This window comes from Janthinobacterium sp. GL_088 (genome assembly GCF_057837845.1).
Window position 1 is genome coordinate 5667440 of sequence record NZ_CM174453.1, and the last position, 20785, is coordinate 5688224.

At 56.5% G+C, this 20785-nt stretch carries 19 protein-coding genes; 17 read left to right on the top strand and 2 right to left on the bottom strand.

Annotation, left to right across the window (positions count from 1 at the left end; all coding sequences use genetic code 11):
* The 16 genes from rfbC (at window position 1) to AC3IQ7_RS25325 (ending at window position 16146) form a co-directional block, all read left to right on the top strand.
* A complete protein-coding gene (rfbC, locus tag AC3IQ7_RS25250) occupies window positions 1-546 on the top strand; it encodes a dTDP-4-dehydrorhamnose 3,5-epimerase (protein ID WP_489207627.1) in 546 nt (181 codons plus the stop codon).
* Window positions 543-1406 (top strand): dTDP-4-dehydrorhamnose reductase, encoded by an 864-nt coding sequence (gene rfbD, locus AC3IQ7_RS25255; protein WP_489207628.1) that lies wholly within the window; start codon window positions 543-545, stop codon window positions 1404-1406. Before rfbC ends, rfbD begins: the two co-directional genes overlap by 4 nt.
* A 67-nt stretch (window positions 1407-1473) precedes the next feature.
* Window positions 1474-2409, top strand: coding sequence for a D-glycero-beta-D-manno-heptose-7-phosphate kinase (gene rfaE1, locus AC3IQ7_RS25260; protein ID WP_489207629.1), 936 nt, complete (start codon window positions 1474-1476; stop codon window positions 2407-2409).
* Between the two features lie 8 nt (window positions 2410-2417).
* A complete protein-coding gene (gene rfaD / locus AC3IQ7_RS25265) occupies window positions 2418-3413 on the top strand; it encodes an ADP-glyceromanno-heptose 6-epimerase (RefSeq protein WP_489207630.1) in 996 nt (331 codons plus the stop codon).
* 7 nt (window positions 3414-3420) lie between these two features.
* Window positions 3421-4656 (top strand): oligosaccharide flippase family protein, encoded by a 1236-nt coding sequence (locus AC3IQ7_RS25270; RefSeq protein ID WP_489207631.1) that lies wholly within the window; start codon window positions 3421-3423, stop codon window positions 4654-4656.
* Complete coding sequence (locus tag AC3IQ7_RS25275; protein WP_489207632.1) at window positions 4649-5839, top strand: glycosyltransferase family 9 protein; 1191 nt, start codon at window positions 4649-4651, stop codon at window positions 5837-5839. Before AC3IQ7_RS25270 ends, AC3IQ7_RS25275 begins: the two co-directional genes overlap by 8 nt.
* Entirely contained in the window at window positions 5836-7116 is a 1281-nt protein-coding gene (locus AC3IQ7_RS25280; RefSeq protein WP_489207633.1) for a hypothetical protein, read from the top strand. Before AC3IQ7_RS25275 ends, AC3IQ7_RS25280 begins: the two co-directional genes overlap by 4 nt.
* A 1-nt stretch (window position 7117) precedes the next feature.
* The gene (locus AC3IQ7_RS25285) at window positions 7118-7693 is read left to right on the top strand and encodes a D-sedoheptulose-7-phosphate isomerase (protein ID WP_489207634.1); all 576 of its coding nucleotides are present in this window, start codon (window positions 7118-7120) and stop codon (window positions 7691-7693) included.
* Window positions 7690-8823: an NAD-dependent epimerase/dehydratase family protein gene (locus AC3IQ7_RS25290; protein WP_489207635.1), complete on the top strand. Its 1134-nt coding sequence runs from the start codon at window positions 7690-7692 to the stop codon at window positions 8821-8823. Before AC3IQ7_RS25285 ends, AC3IQ7_RS25290 begins: the two co-directional genes overlap by 4 nt.
* Window positions 8820-9353, top strand: a complete 534-nt coding sequence (locus AC3IQ7_RS25295) for a serine O-acetyltransferase (RefSeq protein WP_035821856.1) — start codon at window positions 8820-8822, stop codon at window positions 9351-9353. The genes AC3IQ7_RS25290 and AC3IQ7_RS25295 overlap by 4 nt, the downstream gene beginning before the upstream one ends.
* A gap of 21 nt (window positions 9354-9374) precedes the next feature.
* Window positions 9375-10373, top strand: coding sequence for a WaaS/CpsH family glycosyltransferase (locus AC3IQ7_RS25300; RefSeq protein WP_489207636.1), 999 nt, complete (start codon window positions 9375-9377; stop codon window positions 10371-10373).
* Window positions 10370-11329, top strand: coding sequence for an NAD-dependent epimerase/dehydratase family protein (locus AC3IQ7_RS25305; RefSeq protein ID WP_489207637.1), 960 nt, complete (start codon window positions 10370-10372; stop codon window positions 11327-11329). Before AC3IQ7_RS25300 ends, AC3IQ7_RS25305 begins: the two co-directional genes overlap by 4 nt.
* Window positions 11326-11886 carry a sugar transferase gene (locus AC3IQ7_RS25310; RefSeq protein WP_070281463.1) on the top strand — a complete coding sequence of 187 codons (561 nt, stop codon included), beginning with the start codon at window positions 11326-11328 and terminating at the stop codon, window positions 11884-11886. The genes AC3IQ7_RS25305 and AC3IQ7_RS25310 overlap by 4 nt, the downstream gene beginning before the upstream one ends.
* Before the next feature lie 56 nt (window positions 11887-11942).
* A complete protein-coding gene (gene rfaE2 / locus AC3IQ7_RS25315) occupies window positions 11943-12428 on the top strand; it encodes a D-glycero-beta-D-manno-heptose 1-phosphate adenylyltransferase (RefSeq protein ID WP_489207639.1) in 486 nt (161 codons plus the stop codon).
* A 283-nt stretch (window positions 12429-12711) separates the two neighbouring features.
* Entirely contained in the window at window positions 12712-14652 is a 1941-nt protein-coding gene (locus AC3IQ7_RS25320) for a polysaccharide biosynthesis protein (RefSeq protein WP_489207640.1), read from the top strand.
* 270 nt (window positions 14653-14922) lie between these two features.
* Window positions 14923-16146, top strand: a complete 1224-nt coding sequence (locus AC3IQ7_RS25325; protein WP_489207641.1) for a lipopolysaccharide biosynthesis protein — start codon at window positions 14923-14925, stop codon at window positions 16144-16146.
* Window positions 16147-16541: 395 nt separating this feature from the next.
* Here the strand turns inward: AC3IQ7_RS25325 and AC3IQ7_RS25330 are convergent, their stop codons facing one another.
* Entirely contained in the window at window positions 16542-18092 is a 1551-nt protein-coding gene (locus tag AC3IQ7_RS25330) for a DEAD/DEAH box helicase (RefSeq protein ID WP_489207642.1), read from the bottom strand.
* Between the two features lie 321 nt (window positions 18093-18413).
* Between AC3IQ7_RS25330 and AC3IQ7_RS25335 the strand changes: the two genes are divergently transcribed.
* The gene (locus AC3IQ7_RS25335) at window positions 18414-18674 is read left to right on the top strand and encodes an oxidoreductase-like domain-containing protein (RefSeq protein ID WP_322426224.1); all 261 of its coding nucleotides are present in this window, start codon (window positions 18414-18416) and stop codon (window positions 18672-18674) included.
* On the opposite strand, the gene AC3IQ7_RS25340 is transcribed toward AC3IQ7_RS25335, so the two are convergent.
* On the bottom strand, window positions 18675-20363 hold the full coding sequence (locus tag AC3IQ7_RS25340; protein ID WP_489207643.1) for a methyl-accepting chemotaxis protein: 1689 nt from the start codon (window positions 20361-20363) through the stop codon (window positions 18675-18677). It lies immediately after the preceding gene.
* Between the last annotated feature and the right edge of the window lie 422 nt (window positions 20364-20785).

Sequence of the window (20785 nt, forward strand, 5' to 3'; positions counted from 1 at the left end):
ATGCATATTCAAACCACTGCCATTCCCGACGTATTGATCCTCGAACCCAAAGTATTTGGCGATGACCGGGGCTTTTTTTACGAAAGCTTCAACCAGCAGCGTTTTGCCGACTTGACGGGCATTACGGCTAATTTCGTCCAGGATAACCACTCCAAGTCCAGCAAGAATGTCCTGCGCGGCCTGCACTATCAGATCCAGCAACCGCAAGGCAAGCTGGTGCGCGTTACCGCAGGCGAAGTCTTTGACGTCGCGGTGGACTTGCGCGCCAGCTCGGCCACATTCGGGCAATGGGTCGGTGTCACGCTGTCGGCCGAGAACAAGCGCCAGCTCTGGATTCCGGAAGGCTTTGCGCATGGTTTCATCGTCCTGAGCGAGTCGGCCGAGTTTCTCTATAAAACCACCGATTACTGGGCACCTGAATTCGAACGCAGCATACTCTGGAACGATCCGGCCCTGGGCATCACTTGGCCAGGCGAAGGTGAACCCATGCTGTCGGGCAAAGACCAGCTGGGCAAACTGCTGGCGGACGCCGAGGTATTCGCGTGAAAATCCTCATCACCGGAAAAAATGGCCAGGTCGGCTATGAACTGGAACGCAGTCTGCAGGGCATCGGTCATATTATCGCTGTCGACCGCAGCGAGATGGATTTGAGCGACCTGGATCAGGTACGCGACGTGATCCGCAAAATCCAGCCAGACCTGATCATCAATCCTGCCGCCTACACGGCTGTCGACAAGGCCGAGACCGACGAGGAATTGGCCATGCGCGTGAACGCGCAGGCGCCAGGCATCATGGCGGAGGAAGCCGCACGGCTGGGTGCAGCCCTCATCCATTACAGTACCGACTATGTGTTTGACGGCACGGCCACGACACCCTATGTCGAAACGGCTGCCACCAATCCGCTCAACGTCTATGGCAAGAGCAAGTTAGCAGGCGAACAAGCCATCGCCGCCTCGGGCGCAGCGCACCTGATCTTGCGTACCAGCTGGGTATATGGCATGCGCGGCAAGAACTTCCTGTTGACCGTTCAACGTCTGGCGCAGGACCGCAGCGAACTGCGCATTGTCGGCGACCAAACCGGTTCGCCCACCTGGTGCCGCACGATTGCCGACGTGACTGCGCACATCGTCAGCCAGTCGCGTACCGGCGACCATGGCTGGTGGCGCGACAATGGCGGACTGTATCACCTAACGTCGCAAGGCAGCACCTCCTGGGCCGGCTTCACGGAAGAAATCCTGCGCAACACCCCGCCAGCCACCCCCGTACACGTTCAAGCCATCGCCACGGCCGATTATCCCTTGCCCGCCAAGCGCCCCATGTATTCCTTGCTCTCTTGCGCCAAGCTGATCGACCGCTTTGGCCCCTTACCGCAATGGGATGCCGCTTTAAGGTTGTGTCAATCCTGATTCTGCCCCTGCCTGCCGCTCGTCGGCTCAGCGGCCTCCGGCATCGCATACTCCAATTACTCATATCATGGTTAACCATAGCTATAAAGACAATTTATCCAAAGCAAAGATTCTAGTCGTCGGCGATGTCATGCTCGACCGCTACTGGTTTGGACAAGTCAATCGCATTTCCCCGGAAGCACCGGTTCCCATCGCGAAGATTTCCCATCGCGAAGACCGTGCGGGCGGCGCGGCCAACGTGGCGCGTAATATTTCCAGCCTGGGCGGCCAGGCAACGTTACTTTCAGTCATTGGCCAGGACGAGGCAGGCGACGCCTTGGAAAGCTTACTCAAAGAAAATGGCGTTAATACACAGCTATATCGGGATAGCAATATTTCCACAACCGTGAAATTGCGCGTGCTGTCTCGTCAACAGCAATTGCTGCGCATTGATTTCGAGGAAATTCCTACGGACGAGATTTTGACGAACAAGCTCGAAATCTACTCCAAGCTGGTTAGCGAACATGATCTGGTGATTCTGTCCGACTATGGCAAGGGATGCCTGCGCTATGCGGAAAAAATGATTGTTGCCGCGCGTGCGCTGGGCAAGCCGGTCCTCGTCGACCCCAAGGGTAGCGACTATAGCCATTACAAGGGAGCGACACTGCTCACGCCTAACCGCATGGAATTCCAGGCCGTGGCGGGCAGCTGGTCCGACGAAGCCGCGCTGACCCAAAAAGCCCAGGCGCTGCGCCAGGAGCTCCAGCTCGATGCGCTGCTGGTGACGCGCAGCGAAGAAGGCATGTCCCTCTACCAGAAGGACGAGGTCTTGCACCAGCCCACGGTTGCGCGCCAGGTCTTTGACGTTTCCGGCGCCGGAGATACCGTGATCGGCACGCTCGGCCTGATGCTGGCGGCCGGGTATGACTATGAAGAAGCTATCAGCATCGCCAACCGCGCGGCCGGCATCGTCGTCGGCAAGCTGGGCACGGCAGTGGTAAGCCAAGAAGAACTGTTCTGCTAGGAGAAAGTATGTATATCGTTGTAACAGGTGCCGCAGGACTCATTGGTTCCAATATCGTCAAAGCGCTCAATGCGCGTGGCCATCGCCAGATCATCGCGGTCGATAACTTGACGCGCGGCGATAAATTCCGCAATCTGGTCGATTGCGATATCAGCGACTACATCGACAAGACCGAGTTCTTGAGCAAGCTGGCCAGCCCTGAGTACGCAGGAAAGATCAGCGCCGTCTTTCACCAGGGTGCGTGTTCCGACACCATGGAGACCGACGGCAAATACATGATGGAAAACAATTTCCGTTATTCGCTGGCCCTGCTCGATTATTGCCAGGAAAATAAAGTTCCCTTCCTGTATGCCTCCAGCGCCTCGGTGTATGGTACGGGCAGCATCTTCAAGGAAGAGCGCGAGTTTGAAAAGCCGTTGAATATCTATGGCTATTCGAAATTCCTGTTTGACCAGATCGTACGTGAACGCATGGCCAGCCTGACTTCCCAGGTGGTCGGATTCCGCTACTTTAACGTCTATGGCCCCCGCGAGGAGCACAAGCAACGCATGGCATCGGTGGCATTCCACCATTACCATCAATACCGCGAACATGGCAAGGTCAAGCTGTTTGAAGGCCGCGATGGCTATGCCGATGGCGGGCAGTTGCGCGACTTCGTCTCCGTCGAGGATGTCGTCAAGGTGAATCTGTGGTTCCTGGACCATCCGCAACAGTCGGGCATTTTCAATCTGGGTACCGGCCAATCGCAACCGTTCAACGACATCGCCGTCGCGGCTGTCAACACTTGCCGCGAACTCGATGCGCTGGCACCACTGACCCGTGAGGAAATGGTCGCACAAGGCATGCTGGAATACATCAAGTTTCCCGATGCATTGATCGGCAAGTATCAATCCTTTACCCAGGCAGATATCTCGCGCCTGCGGGCAGCCGGCTATGACGCGCCGTTCTACTCCGTCTCGGAGGGAGTGAGCCGGTACATCCGGAACTGGCTGCACGCCCGATGAGATTATCTTGCTAAAGAATATACTAAAAAACTCGATACTCACAGCATTAATACGGGGTGCCTCATTCGGCGTGCGGATATTCGCTCTCCTGATTGCGGCACGCTATTCGGAACCGGCATATTTTGCCACTATTGCCCTGTTCTTTACGGTTGCCGAAATTGGACGCCTGCTGGCCGACTTCGGCATCGACACGTACACCATGCGCGAGTACGCATCGCATCGCAACAAGGCGGTGCTGCGTCAGACGATAGGTGCGGCGATGAGCGCCAAGCTGGTGCTGGGCTTGCTAGTGGCCATCGCAAGCATGGCAGTCATGCTGCATTTGCGCCCTGGCGAGCTTGGCTCGACCTTGCCCTTTGCGCTCATGGTCATGTCGCCGCTGCTGATGAACTTGCCGATCAATTTTTTTATCGCCAAGATGCGTGGGCGCCATATCGCGCCTTTCGTGGCCATGGCAGGATTGTTGTCACTCGGTGTTTTTTATGGCTTGTTCACGTTTGCCAGCAATCCGGCGCTGGCATTCTTTTCCATTCCTGCGGCCGAAGCCCTGGTTGGCCTGTTCCTGATTGCCAAGGTTCCCGTCATGCGCGGCAGCCTGGCCTGCCTGAATTTCCCGGGCATGCTCAAGCTGCTGAAAATGACCTTGCCGATTGCCGCCGCGACCATTCTGGGCATTACCTATGGACGCATGGATGTGTTTTTCCTGGAGAAATTCCGTAGCGCTGAAGAACTGGGACTCTATGCGTTTGCCGTACGCCTGGTGGAACCGTTTCAATTTATTGCGGGTGCATTGGCCGTCAATGCCTATGGCCATATCGCCACATCGTTAAAAACGTCGGTGGCGGCGGCATCGGCAGTGAATGCCCGTTACCGCAAAGTCATGGCCCTGTACGCCGGCTTGGCCCTGTTGACGGTACTGGTGTTGGCGAATGTCCTGTTGGTGTACACGTTTAAACAATATGCTGCCGCGCAAGCGATGCTGAATGTGACCGGATGTATCTTGATTTTCAAGTGCGGCAACTTGATCAGTACCGCTGCCATCCAGGCACATGGGAAATATAAATTCATCACCTCGGTCGCGGTCTGGAACTTTACCTTCCTGTCCGTTGCCATGGTGCTGCTGGTACCCCGCTTCGGTGCTTATGGCGCCTTGTTTTCGATACTGGCAATGGAATCGCTTAATTTTCTTATTCAAAATATTCTTTTAAGAAAATTGCAGAAGAGCAACAATAAAGATGATTAAAAATACCGCTATCCGTACTTTCATGGTCTTGAGCGTCCTCCTGGGCCTGCTCTGCGCGCGCATCCTGGCGCTGCTGGTGCGCCGGCAGCCCCATGCCGGCTTGCGTCTGCTCGTCGTGCGCCTGGACCAGACCTTGGGAGACAGCGCCATGAATTCGCCATTGCTGCGCGAACTGAGGCATGCCTATCCGGACGCCGACATCACGCTGGTCGTGCATCCGCGCATCCAGGCGATGGTCCAGCATTGCCCGTACGTCAACCATATCGCGACGTACGACTGGGGCAGTTCGCTGCCGAAAAGCTTGCTGGTACGGCACTGGTTGAGCCTCAAGTTCGGCTGGACCCACTTCCGTTTGCAACAGCCGGATATTGCCATCGTCCCGCGCTTTGACGAAGATCATCATGCGGGCTTTATCGCCCTCTTCAGCGGGGCAAAGCGGCGTATTGCCTATACGGAAAAAGCGACGCAACGCAAGCAGGTGTTCAATGCCGGCTTTGACATGCTGTACACTGAAATCCTGCCTGCGCTTGGCCTGAAGCATGAGGTCGAGCGCAATCTCGATATCGTGCGCCACCTGGGCTTTCAGCCGGCCGATACGGCACTGGAATTCTGGGGTGCCGCGCCGGATGAGGCCTATGCGCAACAGCTCCTCAACGAGCACGTCCCCGTAGGCAGCATGCTCATCGGCCTGGGCTTGTCCGGCGGCTATTCCATCCTGAAGCGCTGGCCACTGCAGTATTATGTGGAGCTGGCCTGCCTGTTACAAGAAAAGCACAAGGACCGGGAACTCACCATTTTGCTCGTCGGCGGCAAGGACGACACGGCTTTAGGCGCGCAATTCGAAGCGAATTTCCCCGGTAAAGTCATCAATATGATCGGCAAGACGAGCATCGCGCAGATGGCGGCCCTGCTCAGGCACTGTGATCGCTTCATTGGCAATGATTCTGGCGCCATGCACATCGCGGCAGCGTCGAACATCAATGTCACGGGCATATTTGGCTCCAGCTGCCATCATCGTTTCAGTGCGTGGGGGCAACGCTGCCAGTCAGTCTCGCTGGAACTGGCGTGCGGTCCCTGCGGGCGTGGCCACATAATAGATCGTTGCAATACCTGCATTTATGCGTCACCAAAATGCATGGATGATTTATTGCCACCGACGATCATGAAGGCGATATACAAATGATCATAGTCCTGTGCCTGATAAATTATCTATTGATCCTGTTTTCAGTTTATATTTTTTGCGTAAAAAATGGGACCATCAGCCTGAACGGATTTTTCTTCTTTTCCGTCGGCTATGCCTACTATTGGCTGACGCCTTATTTCCTATCGTCTTTGTTAGGTTCGACGGCGCCGGAAGAATTACAGATAGTCATTGAGCGCTTTGTTTCGATTACCGATGAAACCAGCCTGATATACTTGCTATTGTCCTTCCTGTTTTATGCCATTTTCTTGTTTTTTTATTATGTAAGCTTCAATGGCAAGTCGTCGCGCAAGCCGATCAGCCAAAAATCGGAACGGGCGATACATTTTTGGTCCATCATGAGCTGCCTTGGTATTGGCCTGGCAGTGTTGATGGCCATCCCGATCAAGCATTATTTCTTTACTGGCTATGACGCTGCATTATTTGAAAACTATCAGGACGGTGTGGTGCAGGACGCTTTGCCACGTGGAACATTCATCGCCTCCACCTCGATTCTGTTTTCCATGGCCTTCATGCGCGCTGTCATGAAGCATGGGCATTTGCAAAAAATATTGCCTGTACTGACCGATCCATTCATGCTGGCGTACTATTTCTTTGCCATCCTGGCGCTCTCCCTGGGAGGACGCCTGTATTTTGCAACCAATATGCTCACTGTAATTATCTTCTTCTCGACCTATTTTTCCTGGCGAGTAAAGCTCAGCGAATTTTTCGTGCTGGGGCTGGCAGGTATCGGCAGCGCAGCAATGTGGGGGGTATTGAGGGCAGGCAGTGATTTTTCGCTGTTCAACATGGCGTTGAATCTTGCGCAAGAACCGCTGCTCACCTCTATTTCATCCTTTTCATTCTTAACCAGCGGAAAGCTTCCATTAATCAATTTCCCCTCGTTTCTGATCAGTGATTTCATTAACCTGATTCCTTCGGTCATTTTTCCGGGGAAGATTAACTATCTGCTCAATCCTCTGGATTTTGGCTATGACTTTGCCATGCCGCTCGGCGGCCTGCATGTTTTCGTATCACTACTGATCAATTTTGGCATCGCAGGCGCCGCCGTATTTTTTGCGGCGGTTGGCTATTTGATGGGAAATTACAGGAAAACCGTCAGTATTCAGAAAATCGTAATCTATAGCTTGATCTGTGCCTGCATGACATTCACGTTCAACCGCGATCCATTTTCCGTATCCATCGTGAAGAATATTTTCGAAAATTCTTTCCTGATTCCTTTTATTCTTTATTCAATTCAAAAGAAATTTTTCAAATAAAATGTTACAAAAATTCATAACACAACATATCGAACTCTTCCAGCGCCTGCCGCAAATTGAGAATGAAATTATCAAGATTGCCGACGTATGCAGCACGGCCATCAGCAATAAGCGCAAGGTCATTTTCTGTGGCAACGGTGGTTCTGCTGCCGACGCGCAGCACATTTCCGCCGAGCTGGTCGGACGTCTGGTGGACGACCGCCGTGCGCTGGCGGCAATTTCGCTGACGACGGATACCTCTGCCCTCACTTGTATCGCCAACGACTATGGCTATGATCACGTATTTTCGCGGCAACTGGCCGGCGTGGGCCAGCCCGGTGATGTGCTGATCGGTATTTCCACGTCGGGTAATTCGCAAAACGTTATGAATGCAGTCGACATGGCAAAGTCGATGGGCATTGAAACCGTCGGCTGGCTTGGCAAAGATGGCGGCAAACTGGCCAGCATGGTCGATATTCCGATGATCGTGCCAAGCAATGTCACGGCACGCATTCAAGAAGCACATATCTTCATCGGGCACACCATCTGTGCCATGATCGAAAAAAACCTGGGTTACGGCAAATGGGAGTCCGCATGAACAAACATATCTTGATCACCGGTGGCGCCGGTTTTATTGGCACCAATCTCAGCCGCAAATTGCTGGCCGACGGCTATCGTATCTCCGTGCTGGACAATCTGTCGCCGCAAATTCACGGCGCCTATCCGCAACTCGATGAGGCCATGCTGCGCGACGGCCGCATCCATTTCATTCGCGCCGATGTGCGCCAGTCCGGCGTGCTCGAGCAAGCCTTGCAAACGGTCGACACGGTCGTCCATCTGGCGGCCGAAACCGGCACCGCGCAATCGATGTACCAGATCGCCCACTACAATGAAGTCAATACGCAGGCGACCGCGCAATTGCTCGACATCCTGGCGAACAAACCCAATACGGTGAAAAAGATCGTCCTCGCTTCGTCGCGCTCGATCTATGGCGAAGGCGCGTATGCCTGCCCGACCCATGGCACGGTCTATCCGGGCGCCCGCAGTGCGGCACAGCTGAAAAACCACCAGTGGGATCCGCTCTGCCCCGCCTGCAATGGCCCATTGCGCGCCATTCCTACGCCGGAAACAGCGCGCCCAAGCCCGGCATCCATCTATGCCGCAACCAAGTACGCACAGGAAGACCTGATCCGCATCGCTGGCGACTCGCTCGGCATCAGCACCGCCATCCTGCGCTTCCAGAACGTCTACGGCGCAGGCCAGTCGCTGAACAATCCGTACACCGGCATCCTGTCCATTTTCTCGACCCGCATCCGCCGCGGCATGAGCTTGCCGATTTTCGAGGACGGCCTGGAAAGCCGCGATTTCGTGCACGTCAACGACATCGTGCAAGCGATTCAGCTGGCCATGGAAAGCGACGCCGCCAGCGGCGCCACGCTCAACGTTGGCGCCGGTGAGCCGACCTCGGTGCTCGACATCGCCAATCTGCTCGTCGATGCCCTGGGCGGCACCGTCCGTCCGGAAGTGACCGGCCAGTATCGCCTGGGCGACATCCGCCATTGCTACGCCGATCTGAGCCAGATCAAGGCGACCTTGAACTTCACGCCGCAGGTGTCGCTGACGCGCGGTATCGAGGAATTCGCTGCCTGGGTCAGCTCCCAGCCCTTGCCGGAAGACGGCCTGGACAAAGCAAATGAAGAGCTGAAAAAACGTAAGATGATGTCATGAGTCTGCGCACCACCTTGTATGCCGATCTGGCCAGGCAATATTTTTATGCCGGCCAGCCGGACCGGCAACCGACTTTCGGACGCCTGCTGCTGACGTCTTTCTCGCCGCGTTTCATGCCGGTGGTGCTGTTTCGCCTGTCTCACTGGTTTTTCCAGAAGCGTTTGTCGCCGCTGGCAAAGCTGGTGTCCCTGATTAATTTCGTCGTCTTCGGCCTGGAAATCGCCGTCCGTTGCGAAATCGGTCCAGGCCTGTATTTCCCGCATACGCAGGGCACGGTCATCGGCGCCCTGCGCATCGGCATGAATGCAACGATTTACCATAACGTCACGTTTGGCGCCCGGGAAATCGATATTGGCTACCACGACGCTTCGCGTCCGGTGGTCGGCGACAATGTGATCGTCGGTTCCGGCGCCAAGGTGCTCGGCGCCGTCGTCCTCGGTGACAACGTACGCGTCGGCGCCAACGCTGTGGTCCTCAAGGATGTGGCATCTGGCTTGACCGTGGTCGGCATTCCCGCCGCACCCATCTAAATAATTGATTGATTAAGTACAGTGGAAAATTTTTTTAACGGGAAAAAAATCCTGTTTATCGCCCCGGCTTTCTTTGGGTATGAACGCGAAATAAAGAAACGCCTCGAAGAGCTGGGCGCGCACGTCGACTATCACGACGATCGTCCGTCCACCAGCGCCTGGTCGAAGTTCGCCATCCGTGTCATGCCCCGTACGCAACAGCAGGCGATTCACCGCTATTTTTCCGTTCTGCTCGATAGCAACCACGGCAATTACGACTTTGTGTTCATCATCAAGATGGAATGCATGCCGGCCGATATCCTGCAAGCCTTGCGCGAAAAAAATGCGAAAGCCAAGTTCATTTACTATTCGTATGACTCGCTGAAAAACAATGGCAATTTCAGGCAATCCGTGGGGCAGTTCGACAGCGCGTTTACCTTCGATGACCAGGATGCCCAGACGATTCCCGGCATCCGCCTGCGGCCGCTGTTCTTCCTGAACGAATACCGCGATCTGCCGCGCACGGACATCGGCTATAACGTCACCTTTATCGGCACGGCGCACAGCGACCGCTATGCGCTGGTGAAGAAGATCAGCGCCGCGCTGCCACCCAATGACAAGCCGAATTTCTTTTTCCTGTTCATTCCCAGCGTCGTGATCTACCGCTTGAAAAAGCTGTTCGTGCCAGCCTTCTTCAAATCGAAAATCTCCGAATTTTCCTTTACGCCGATGAACAAGGCGCAGGTGATGGCAGCCATCGCCAAGTCGAATGTCATTCTTGATTTCCAGCATCCGAATCAGATCGGCCTGACTATGCGCACCATCGAAATGGTGGGCGCCCGGAAGAAATTGATCACGACGAATCAAAATGTCAGGAAGTACGATTTTTATCGGCCGGAAAACATCGCCGTGATCGACAGGGAAACGCCGCTGGTCGATCCGGCATTCCTGACCACGCCGTATGTCGACCTGCCTGCCGCGCTGTATGACAAATACTCGATCGATGGCTGGCTGCGCGACGTTTTTTCGGTGGCGCCATGAGCGCCAGCCAGACCATCCTGGTGACCGGCGCCACGGGTTTTGTGGGACGCCGGCTCTGCAGCCACCTGGCCGGGCATGGCCACCGTGTAATCGCCCTGGTGCGTGCCGGCGGCCGCGCCATCCCTGGCGTGGCGCAGGAAGTGTGCATTGCCGATTTCACCCGCCTCGACGCGCTCGATACGCTGCTGCCACAGTGCGATGCAGTGATCCACCTGGCTGGCCGCGCCCACGTGATGCGCGACACCGCCGCCGATCCGCTTGGCGAATTTCGCCGCGTGAATGTCGGGCTGACCAGGAGCTTGCTGGAACGCGCAGCCGATGCGCGCGTCAAGCGCTTTGTCTTTGTCAGTTCGATCGGCGTCAACGGCAACAGCAATATCACGCCATTTTCGGAACAGGACACGCCAGCGCCGCATGACCTGTATGCCGTCAGCAAGCTGGAAGCCGAACAGCTGGTGCAGGACATGGCGCAACAATGCGGCATGGAGTATGCCATCGTACGGCCAGTACTCGTCTTTGGACCGGAAGCCCCCGGCAACTTCGGCACTCTGCTCAAGCTGGCCGCAAAAGGCTGGCCGCTGCCGTTCGGGCGCCTGCAGTCGAAACGCAGCCTGATCAGCGTGTGGAACCTGGCCGATTTCCTGCGCACCTGCGCAACTTGCCCGCAAGCGCTGCACGACGTTTTTCTGGCAGCGGATGCGCAAACGGTGACCCTGCCCGAGATTTTCCGCCATCTGGCCATCGGCATGGGCAAGACCGCGCGCCTGCCGGCCATTCCCAGGTCACTGCTTGCGCTGGCCTGCACCTTGGTTGGCAAGCGCCAGATGCTTGACAAGCTCGATGCCGGATTGACTGTCGATATCGCCAAGGCACAGCAGCAGCTGGCATGGCAAGCACCCTATACAACGGCCGAGGCCTTGATTAAAACTGGTAAAGAATACACACACACATCATGAAACGACTATTCGACCTCCTGCTGGCCCTGATTGCGACCGTCATCCTCGCATTGCCGTTGCTCATCGTCGCCCTGACGGTACGCCTGACCTCCCCCGGTCCCGTCCTGTACTGGTCGGATCGCGTGGGCCAACGCAACCGTATTTTCAAGATGCCGAAATTTCGCACGATGCGTATCGGCACACCGGCCGTCGCCACCCACCTGTTGCAGAATCCTGCGCAATTTCTCACGCCCGTCGGTTCCTTCCTGCGCAAGTCGAGCCTCGATGAACTGCCGCAACTGTGGAGCATCCTGGTCAACGACATGAGTTTTGTCGGACCGCGGCCTGCCCTGTTCAATCAGGATGACCTGATCGCCTTGCGCACGGAGCACGGCGTCGACCAGTTGCTGCCGGGCTTGACGGGCTGGGCCCAGATCAATGGCCGCGACGACTTGCCCATCCCGCAAAAAGTGCAACTCGATGTGGCATACCTGAAACAGCAGTCCCTGGCATTGGATATCAAAATCATCTTTTTGACGTTCCTGAAAGTGATCAAACGCGACGGCGTCACACATTGACACGACCTGCTGCGCCTCCGCGCGGCAGGTGTCTTTAACTTAGCTCTCTGTCTACCATGCCTGAATTCGAAAATAAAATTGCCTCCCTGGAACAGCTGAAACAGCGCGTTGCGGCCCTTCCCAAGCCAGTCGTCATGACCAACGGTGTGTTCGACATCCTGCACCGCGGACATGTAACCTATCTGGCGCAGGCACGGGCCCTGGGTGGTTCGCTGGTCGTGGCGGCGAATACCGACGCTTCCGTCAAGCGCCTGAACAAGGGAGATGACCGCCCGCTGAATGCCTGCCCGGACCGCATGGCGGTGCTGGCAGCGCTCGAATCGGTCAGCCTGGTCGTGGCATTCGATGACGATACCGCGCTACAAGTCGTCTGCGAGGCCCATCCGGATATTTACGTCAAGGGCGGGGATTACCAGATGGATGCCATTCCCGAAGGGCAGGCAGTACTCGCCTATGGCGGGCAGGCGGTGGCGATCGATTTCCAGCATGACCGCTCGACCTCCAAGTTGCTGGCCAAGGTGCGCAGCCAGGCGCCAGGCTAGCAGTCAGGCGCGCCATCTCCTCGGCTATTCCATTAACATGCACGCCAGTGTGATTGCACATGCCGCAAGAATTTTTCCTTGCCTGGTTGCAATCACCATACTTTTTTTGAATTTATTCGGTGAAGAATATTCATTGAAAGTTTTTTAACATCAAGAGAATTGAATCGCCCCTTTCTTACCTTGATGTTTACATCGATAATACTTCTGACATATGCCATGTGCAGGTATTGCGCAGAAGAAATCAGGCTTATCGAGTCGAATCACAATAATTATTAGCCAAACAATGAAATCCATTCTTGATTTATCTCGGTTCCATAAGCAGATGATTGCGGCAACGGCAGATTTAATTCTTCTGCCGATTACGTTCTGCATCGCCATCCTGCTGCGCTACGATTCGGTCAATACGGCTCTGTTCATGAGTTATCTTTACCTGATCGTCGCCGTGCCGCTCGTTTCCCTGCCCATATTCATACGACTGGGACTGTACCGCGCGGTGATACGCTTCATCGATCAGAAAATCATTTTCTCGGTCATTCTCGGCGTCACGATTTCAGTAGCCCTGCTGGTCGCACTGGCGGCCTTCATGACCCACATGGTCGGCATGTCGCGCGGCGTGTTCGGCATTTACTGGATCAGTGCCATCGCTTACGTGGTAGCCAGCCGCTTCCTGGCGCGCGGCTTCCTGTTGCATCCAAGCAAACGCCAAGGCATGGTGCGGGTGGCCATCTATGGCGCCGGCCGGGCTGGCACACAACTGGCCAGCGCCTTGCGTGCTGGCCATGACTACCTGCCGGTGGCCTTCATTGACGACAATAGCGAACTGAATGGCATTACCATTTCTGGCATGAAAGTGTACGGCACCTCCGACTTGGCTGATGTGATCGCCCGCACCAGCATCAGCGAAATTCTGCTGGCCATGCCATCCATTTCGAAAAGCCGGCAAAAGCGCATCCTCGACAAGCTCGAACCTTTAAAAGTGCATATCAAGGTCACGCCTCCGGTGGAAAGCCTGGTCAGCGGTGAGCTGCGCTTGCAGGATATCCGCAACATCGAGATTGAAGACTTGTTGGGACGCGACCAGGTCACGCCCGACGCCGCACTGATCGCCGCCTGCATTACCGGCAAATGCGTCATGGTGAGCGGCGCGGGGGGCTCGATCGGTTCCGAGCTGTGCCGTCAGATCGTTACCCTGCGACCGACGCGCCTGATCCTGCTGGAAATGTCAGAATTTGCCCTGTATTCCATCAAACAGGAATTGCTGGGCATAAAGTCGGCCCATGGATTGCATTTTGATTTGCTGCCGTTTCTTGGTAGCGTGCTCGATACCGAGAAATGCAAGAGAATCATGACGACCTACGTCGTCGATACGGTGTACCACGCGGCCGCCTACAAACACGTGCCGCTGGTCGAGCACAACCCGATCGAAGGCGTACGCAACAATGTGTTCGGGACCTTGAGCATCGCCAATGCGGCCATTGCCAGCGGCGTCAAATGCTTTGTGCTCATTTCCACCGACAAGGCTGTGCGGCCGACCAATGTCATGGGCTCGACCAAGCGCCTGGCCGAACTGATTTTGCAGGCATTCGCCCGCAACCAGAAGCACACCCGCTTCTGCATGGTTCGTTTCGGCAACGTCCTGGGATCGTCCGGCTCCGTCGTGCCCCTCTTCCGCAAACAGATCGAGGCGGGCGGCCCCATTACCTTGACGCATCCTGAAATCACGCGCTACTTCATGACCATCCCTGAAGCGGCGCAGCTGGTATTGCAGGCGGGCGCCATGGGAGAAGGCGGCGATGTCTTCGTGCTGGACATGGGCGAACCGGTCAAGATCATCGACCTTGCGGAACGGATGATACATCTCAGCGGCATGGAAGTGCGCAGCAAGACGGCGCCGGATGGTATTGCCATTGAACATGTAGGTTTGCGCCCAGGTGAAAAACTATATGAGGAATTGCTGATCGGCGACAATGTCGAAGGGACCAGCCACCCCCTGATCATGCGTGCCCAGGAGTCAGAAATTGCCTGGGCCGAATTGCACGGCATGCTGCAAGAAATGGATCGCGCCTGCAGCCAGTTCGACTACGAAGGGGTACGTGCCTCATTACGCACCATCATCAAGGAATACACCCCGCAATGTGGCATTGAAGACTTCATCTGGCTGGAGCAGCGTACGCAACAATCTCGTCCACTGCTGGAGACCCCTGGCGCATCCGTCATGCTGTAACACTGGCGAGGCTGGCTGGCGCAAACTCCGGATCGCGCCAGACAGTGAGTCTGTACAAACTGTCACAATTTGGCACGGCCCAGCAGAATTGAAACGCTATAATGTAGAGAATTGCGCGTTGTTTAGCCATCATGACAACGTTACTCTCTGCCTGTCAGGCATCGACATAACAAAGGCAAGCTCAGGTGGAATCAGCACCATGGGCCTCGCCCCAAATATAAACCACATACTTGAAACTCCTGCCGCAAGCATTTATTAAAATGAGAAATTATGCATAAAGAAGTAAAAATGATTGAAGGGGATGAGATCGATGAAAATATTCTTCCCGTCACCGATTTGCTGACGACCGTATGGCAAGGACGCCGCACTTTGCTGGCAATTACCTTGCTTGCTGTGGCCGCAGGCCTGGCAGGCCGGATGTTATTTTCCGAATACAAGAGTGAAGGCTTCTTCCAGTTTGGCGGGGCTATTCCCATGGTCAAGAAAACCACTGACAAGGAAAAAGAAAAGGAAAAGGAGCCAAGCCCTGGCATCAAACTGGCTGACTACAAACGCTATGCTGCGGCGTTCAAATCGAACGAGCGCTTTACGGACTTCCTGGCTCAGCACAAACTGGAACAAGGCACCAGCACCGAATCATTGCGCCGGTCCTTTGCCTCGCGCGAAGGCATTTCAAAGTGGATCGATCCGGTATTCCCGTTTACCAAACTTGATGCCAAGGAATTACTGGAAGATCCCAAGGACGGCAACAACAACGTCATTGGCTTACGCATCAGCTATGACGATAAGGATCCGAAAGTAGCACAAAACATCGTTGGACTGCTGGGCCGCTACACGATGGATACCATTGTGTATATCATTTACACGGATATCCTGCGCTTCAAGCATGTCGAAATGACAGCCAAGATCACGGCGTTGGAAAATGAAATTATTGTCAATAATGAGCGCCTTGCGTACTTCCGTCGCAGCGGTGATGATTTAAAGAAAATTGTATCGCGCTATCCAGAAATAGCTGGCCAGGCTTCGCGACAGATCGTTTCGGTCAATGATGAAACAGCGCGCTATCTGCCGCCAGTCACGCAATTGATGACCACAGAAGTACTGGCATCGGAAGCGACCGAAAAAATCCATAAGGCACGCCGCGAACAGCAGCAGAACGTGCTGTTGCGCGAGTATTACGACAAGGCAAAAATCTTGGTCGACAATACGAAATCCGGCGAAGATATCTTGCGCGGCCTGGAACCGGTAAAGGTTGAAGTCTTCAAAAACAAGAACATGGAAGACGACACAGTCAAGGAGGTCTTTAATCAGATCACTATCGACAATCAAACAGCCATCAGCCAGTACCTGGAAAAAAGCCGCTTCATTGCAGGTCCTAGCTTGCCAGAAAATCTGTCCTTGCGTCTGTCGGTCACCATTTTGTTCAGCCTGTTTGCCGGCTTCATCCTGTCCCTGGCCGTCATCTTCGGACGCAAAATGTTTAACAAGACCTGAGTCTGGCATCAATCTGCCCGACCAGCCTTCCGAGATGCCGCTCAGTAATAACTCAGCGGCATTTTTTTGCCAGCAACCACTCTACGCCACGACTTCACTCGCTCGTGCTCGCAGTGTTCCTGCCCCTGGCGATGCCATGCCCCTTCTCCAGCACCGTTCCCTGACGTGCACGGCGACATAGCTGGCATTGAGCGCGCACCGCGCCGGCATTACGCTCCTCGCACACTGCAGCACCAGAATGCTGCATGTGCTGCAGAATGAAAAACGGCCTGATCGCACAAGGCGATCAGGCCGTTCAACGTTACCCTGCATCGGGTTATTTCCGTTCAACAATATCCGGCATTTTCATACAGGATATTGTTAATGCCCGGCGTACAGGCACCATCAGTCATCCACTATTGCTTCAACAAGCCACCCAGCAACGCGGCCACCTTTTGCTTCGGCTTGGCCGCGGCAGGCGCCATGCTGGCGGCAGCCGGGGCTGCTGCCTTGGCGGGCTCATATGGCTTCAGGAACCAGGGATCGGCCTTTTCGCGGCGGGCGCCCGGACCAAAGGCGGGACGCGCACCGCGCTCGGCGGAGCGGCTGTCGCGGCTCTCGCCGGCATGGCGGCTCTCGGGAGCGCGCGCGGGACGCGCCTCGCCACCTTCGCTGCGGCGCGGCGGGCGGCGCTCGCTGTCATTGCTGCGAGCAGGAGCCGGGTTGAAACCCGTCAATTCGCCGCGCTTGATGCTTTGCTTGATGAGTTTCTCGATATCGGCCAGCAAGCGCTCATCTTTATCCGAGTAGATCGAAATGGCGTCGCCCGAGGCGCCGGCGCGGCCCGTGCGGCCGATGCGGTGCACATAGTCTTCCGCGTTGTACGGCAAGTCGAAGTTGATGACGCAAGGCAAGTCGGAAATGTCCAGGCCGCGCGCCGCCACGTCGGTGGCCACCAGCACGTCGATCTCGCCTTTCTTGAACGACTCCAGCGCCGCCATGCGTTCCTGCTGGCTCTTGTCGCCGTGAATCGCCGTGGCGCTCATGCCTTCCTGTTCCAGCACGCGGGCCAGGCGCGAGGCGCCAATCTTGGTGTTCGAAAACACGATGACCTGCTTCAGGTCGCGCTGGCGCAACAGATGGGCGACCAGGGCATGCTTCTGGTCTTCCGTCACCTTGTAGACCACTTGCGTGACCTTGTCGGCCGTCTGGTTGCTGCGCGCCACTTCGATCGTCAGCGGATCGTTGAGGAAGGTGGCGGCCAGCTTCTTGATTTCTGGCGAGAACGTGGCCGAGAACATCAGGTTCTGGCGTTGCTTAGGCAGCAAGTTGATGATGCGTTGCAAGTCTGGCAGGAAGCCCATGTCCAGCATGCGGTCGGCTTCATCCATCACCAGCATCTGCACCTGGCTCAGGCTGATGTTCTTTTGCTCGATATGGTCGAGCAAGCGGCCCGGCGTAGCGATGACGATTTCCACGCCACCACGCAGGATGACGGTTTGCGGCTTCATGTCCATGCCGCCAAAGACGACGGTCGAGCGCAGCGGCGTATGCTTGGCGTAAGCCTTGACGTTTTCGGCCACCTGCACCGCCAGTTCACGCGTCGGCGTCAGGATCAGTGCGCGCACCGGATGGCGTGCCGGCGACATGCTGCTGCTGGCATGCGCCATCAGCAACTGGATGATCGGCAAGGAAAAACCGGCCGTCTTGCCGGTACCCGTTTGTGCAGCACCCATCACATCGCGGCCTTGCAGCACGACGGGAATCGCTTGTTCCTGGATCGGTGTCGGATGGGTGTAACCCTGGTCGGTCAGTGCGCGCTGGATTTCAGGCGCGAGGCCAAAGTCGGCAAAAGTCAGGCTGGGGGCAGCGGGTGCGGCAGGTACTGGTGCAGGCGCAGCGGCGACGGGCGCCGCGTCAGGGGCAATCGCCGGGCTGGGCGTAGGAGTCGATTCGGTTTCAGACATAAATTTTCTGGTGTGCCTCCGCACTGCGGAAGCCATGCTTTCTCAATAAACAACATTTCGGGGCACAGGCAGCTCCGTCTTGCAAGCCATGGATCATTGTTCTTGCGGCACCTCCGTGCTCCGGGACATGCTGTAGGGCGTATGCGGGAGCGTCGAAGAGATGTGCTGCGATGGCGGCGGAGATCGCGCCGGCGGAACATCGCGCGCAGAAGATACAATATCAGTGCTGTAAACGATACCCTAATTCACCGCAACTGTACACGGAAACCGTGATTTTTGAGCAAAAAGCGTTCCAGCAACGGCACGCCGGGATGCCGTATCATGCGTGCTCCGATGCCAGCTCCGCCGTCCCCTGCCCTCACCATGCCCACCCCGCCCTTGCCCCACGATCCGCAACCGCAGCCGCCCAACAAACCGGGCAATGACGAGTGCTGCCACAGCGGCTGCACCTTTTGCGTGCTGGAAATGTACCAGGAAGACCTGGCCGCTTACGAAGACGCCCTGAGAGCCTGGCAGCAGCGCCAGCAAGCCGCTGCCGCGCCCGTCACCCAGGGCGTCAAGAAACCGCGTAAGCGCGCCTAATTAAAAGCTTTCCCACTCATCCACTGACGCTGCGCGACGCGCCGTGCCGGCCAGTTGACGTGGCGCAGCTGCCGGCGTCACGGCTGCCGGCGCCTTGACCGCCTTGACAGGCGCACGCGGCCGGTTTGCTGCGGCGCTGGCAACGTCGAGCTTGAAGATGCTGACCACTTCGCTCAGGCTGGCAGCCTGCTCTTGCATCGATTCGGCCGCCGCGGCCGCCTCTTCCACCAAGGCTGCATTTTGCTGCGTCACCTGGTCCATCTGGGCGATGGCCTGGTTAACTTGTTCGATACCGGCGCTCTGCTCGCTGCTGGCGGCCGTGATCTCGCTCATGATGTCCGTCACGCGGGTGATGCTGGCAACGATGTCATCCATCGTGCGGCCCGCCTGATCCACCAGTTTCGATCCCGCCTCGACTTTCTCGACCGAATCACCGATCAGGATCTTGATGTCCTTGGCCGCCGCGGCCGAACGTTGCGCCAGGTTGCGCACTTCCGTGGCCACGACGGCAAAGCCGCGTCCCTGTTCGCCTGCACGCGCCGCCTCGACGGCCGCATTCAGGGCCAGGATATTGGTCTGGAAGGCAATGCCGTCGATGACGGCGATGATGTCGACGATCTTGCGCGACGAGGCATTGATCGACGCCATCGTGCCCACCACCTCACCGACCACCTTGCCGCCCTCGATGGCGATGCTCGACGAGGTCAGCGCCATGGTGTTGGCCTGGCGCGCATTGTCCGCATTCTGCTTCACGGTCGACGTCAGCTCTTCCATTGACGAGGCCGTTTCTTCCAGCGAACTGGCCTGCTCTTCCGTGCGCGACGACAAGTCCTGGTTGCCGGCGGCAATCTGGCTCGACGCCGTGGCGATGGTATCGGTGCCGCTGCGCACCTGGCCCACCAGCGTCTGCAGGCTGGCATTCATGTCTTTCAGGGCCTGCATCAATTGCCCCGTTTCGTCTTGCGATTGCACAACAATATGCGCCGTCAAATCGCCGGCCGCCACCTGGCGCGCCACGCCGACGGCCGCGATCAGCGGACGCGCCACGCTGCGTGCCACCCACAGCGCCAGCAGCATGCCAACGACGACGATGCCCACCACCAAGCCGATCAGGCTGGCGCGCGAGGCCGCATACGTTGCGTCGGCGCTGGCGCTCGAGCGCACGCCGCCATCCGTATTAATCGACACCAGTTTATCGAGGAGCACCATCATGTCCGCCATGACCTTGGCGGACGGCCCCACGGCCAGTGCGCGCGCCTCTTCTTTTTTCATGTCGCGCGACAGGCTCAGCATGGCTGCATGCAGGCGCATGAATTCATCGTTGAGCGCCAGGAAGCGCTCGAACACTTCCTTCTCACCCGGTTCGGAAATCAGGCTGCGATACTTGTCGCCGTCTACCTTCAGCTTGGCCTGGGTTTCCGTCATGCGCGTTTCATTCTGCGCCATGTCGGCATCCTGCGCGGCCAGCATGTGCGCCAGTTCCCAGCGACGGAAATCGCTGACGTCGCTGCGCATGGACATAGCCGCCAGCACGCTGGGCATCCAATTGTCAGACAAGTCGGTCGACGCGGTATTGATGCGCGCCATGGAAAAGATCGCCGACACGCCCAGCGCGGCCGTCAACAGCAGCACGGCGCCAAACGACAAGATCAGCTTGGTGGCAATTTTCAGATCAAAAAACCATTTCATGCGTTGCTTTCCTTCATTAAACGGGTCAACGGGACAAGACAGCCACGCGCAGTCAAAGGTACGGCGCGGGCAGTGGGGCGACCAAGGAAGGCATCGCAGGCAGCAGCGGAAGGAAGCAGTGAGGGAGAGCAAGGGCAACGGCTCATCCCGACACACGAGTCAAATTTCCGCAATGCAACATTTTATCACCGTCGTAAGACGACACAGAGTGGTTTGATCAAGGCATTCAGCCAAAGTTCGCGGGTAGCGGGCAGCGTGGCGTATTTTTTTATTCAAGCATGGCTGTTTCCACTGGGAAAAATGAAGGAACAGGCGTAGGAGTCGGATGACACGAGGCAATGTTCCTAGCCTACATAAGCGCGTCGGCTCATCCGATGCCCGTCCGCGGCCCCTGGTTCTATAGTGGATACAAGATTCAGCAC

What these genes read in the sequence shown, in the direction of transcription:
- AC3IQ7_RS25325 (WP_489207641.1), top strand. Translation starts at nt 14,923, where the DNA reads ATGCATAAAGAAGTAAAAATGATTGAAGGGGATGAGATCGATGAAAAT.
- AC3IQ7_RS25280 (WP_489207633.1), top strand. Translation starts at nt 5,836, where the DNA reads ATGATCATAGTCCTGTGCCTGATAAATTATCTATTGATCCTGTTTTCA.
- rfaD (WP_489207630.1), top strand. Translation starts at nt 2,418, where the DNA reads ATGTATATCGTTGTAACAGGTGCCGCAGGACTCATTGGTTCCAATATC.
- AC3IQ7_RS25320 (WP_489207640.1), top strand. Translation starts at nt 12,712, where the DNA reads ATGAAATCCATTCTTGATTTATCTCGGTTCCATAAGCAGATGATTGCG.
- rfaE1 (WP_489207629.1), top strand. Translation starts at nt 1,474, where the DNA reads ATGGTTAACCATAGCTATAAAGACAATTTATCCAAAGCAAAGATTCTA.
- AC3IQ7_RS25285 (WP_489207634.1), top strand. Translation starts at nt 7,118, where the DNA reads ATGTTACAAAAATTCATAACACAACATATCGAACTCTTCCAGCGCCTG.
- AC3IQ7_RS25305 (WP_489207637.1), top strand. Translation starts at nt 10,370, where the DNA reads ATGAGCGCCAGCCAGACCATCCTGGTGACCGGCGCCACGGGTTTTGTG.
- AC3IQ7_RS25290 (WP_489207635.1), top strand. Translation starts at nt 7,690, where the DNA reads ATGAACAAACATATCTTGATCACCGGTGGCGCCGGTTTTATTGGCACC.
- AC3IQ7_RS25340 (WP_489207643.1), bottom strand. Translation starts at nt 20,363, where the DNA reads ATGAAATGGTTTTTTGATCTGAAAATTGCCACCAAGCTGATCTTGTCG.
- AC3IQ7_RS25275 (WP_489207632.1), top strand. Translation starts at nt 4,649, where the DNA reads ATGATTAAAAATACCGCTATCCGTACTTTCATGGTCTTGAGCGTCCTC.
- rfbC (WP_489207627.1), top strand. Translation starts at nt 1, where the DNA reads ATGCATATTCAAACCACTGCCATTCCCGACGTATTGATCCTCGAACCC.
- AC3IQ7_RS25335 (WP_322426224.1), top strand. Translation starts at nt 18,414, where the DNA reads ATGCGTGCTCCGATGCCAGCTCCGCCGTCCCCTGCCCTCACCATGCCC.
- AC3IQ7_RS25330 (WP_489207642.1), bottom strand. Translation starts at nt 18,092, where the DNA reads ATGTCTGAAACCGAATCGACTCCTACGCCCAGCCCGGCGATTGCCCCT.
- AC3IQ7_RS25295 (WP_035821856.1), top strand. Translation starts at nt 8,820, where the DNA reads ATGAGTCTGCGCACCACCTTGTATGCCGATCTGGCCAGGCAATATTTT.
- rfaE2 (WP_489207639.1), top strand. Translation starts at nt 11,943, where the DNA reads ATGCCTGAATTCGAAAATAAAATTGCCTCCCTGGAACAGCTGAAACAG.
- AC3IQ7_RS25310 (WP_070281463.1), top strand. Translation starts at nt 11,326, where the DNA reads ATGAAACGACTATTCGACCTCCTGCTGGCCCTGATTGCGACCGTCATC.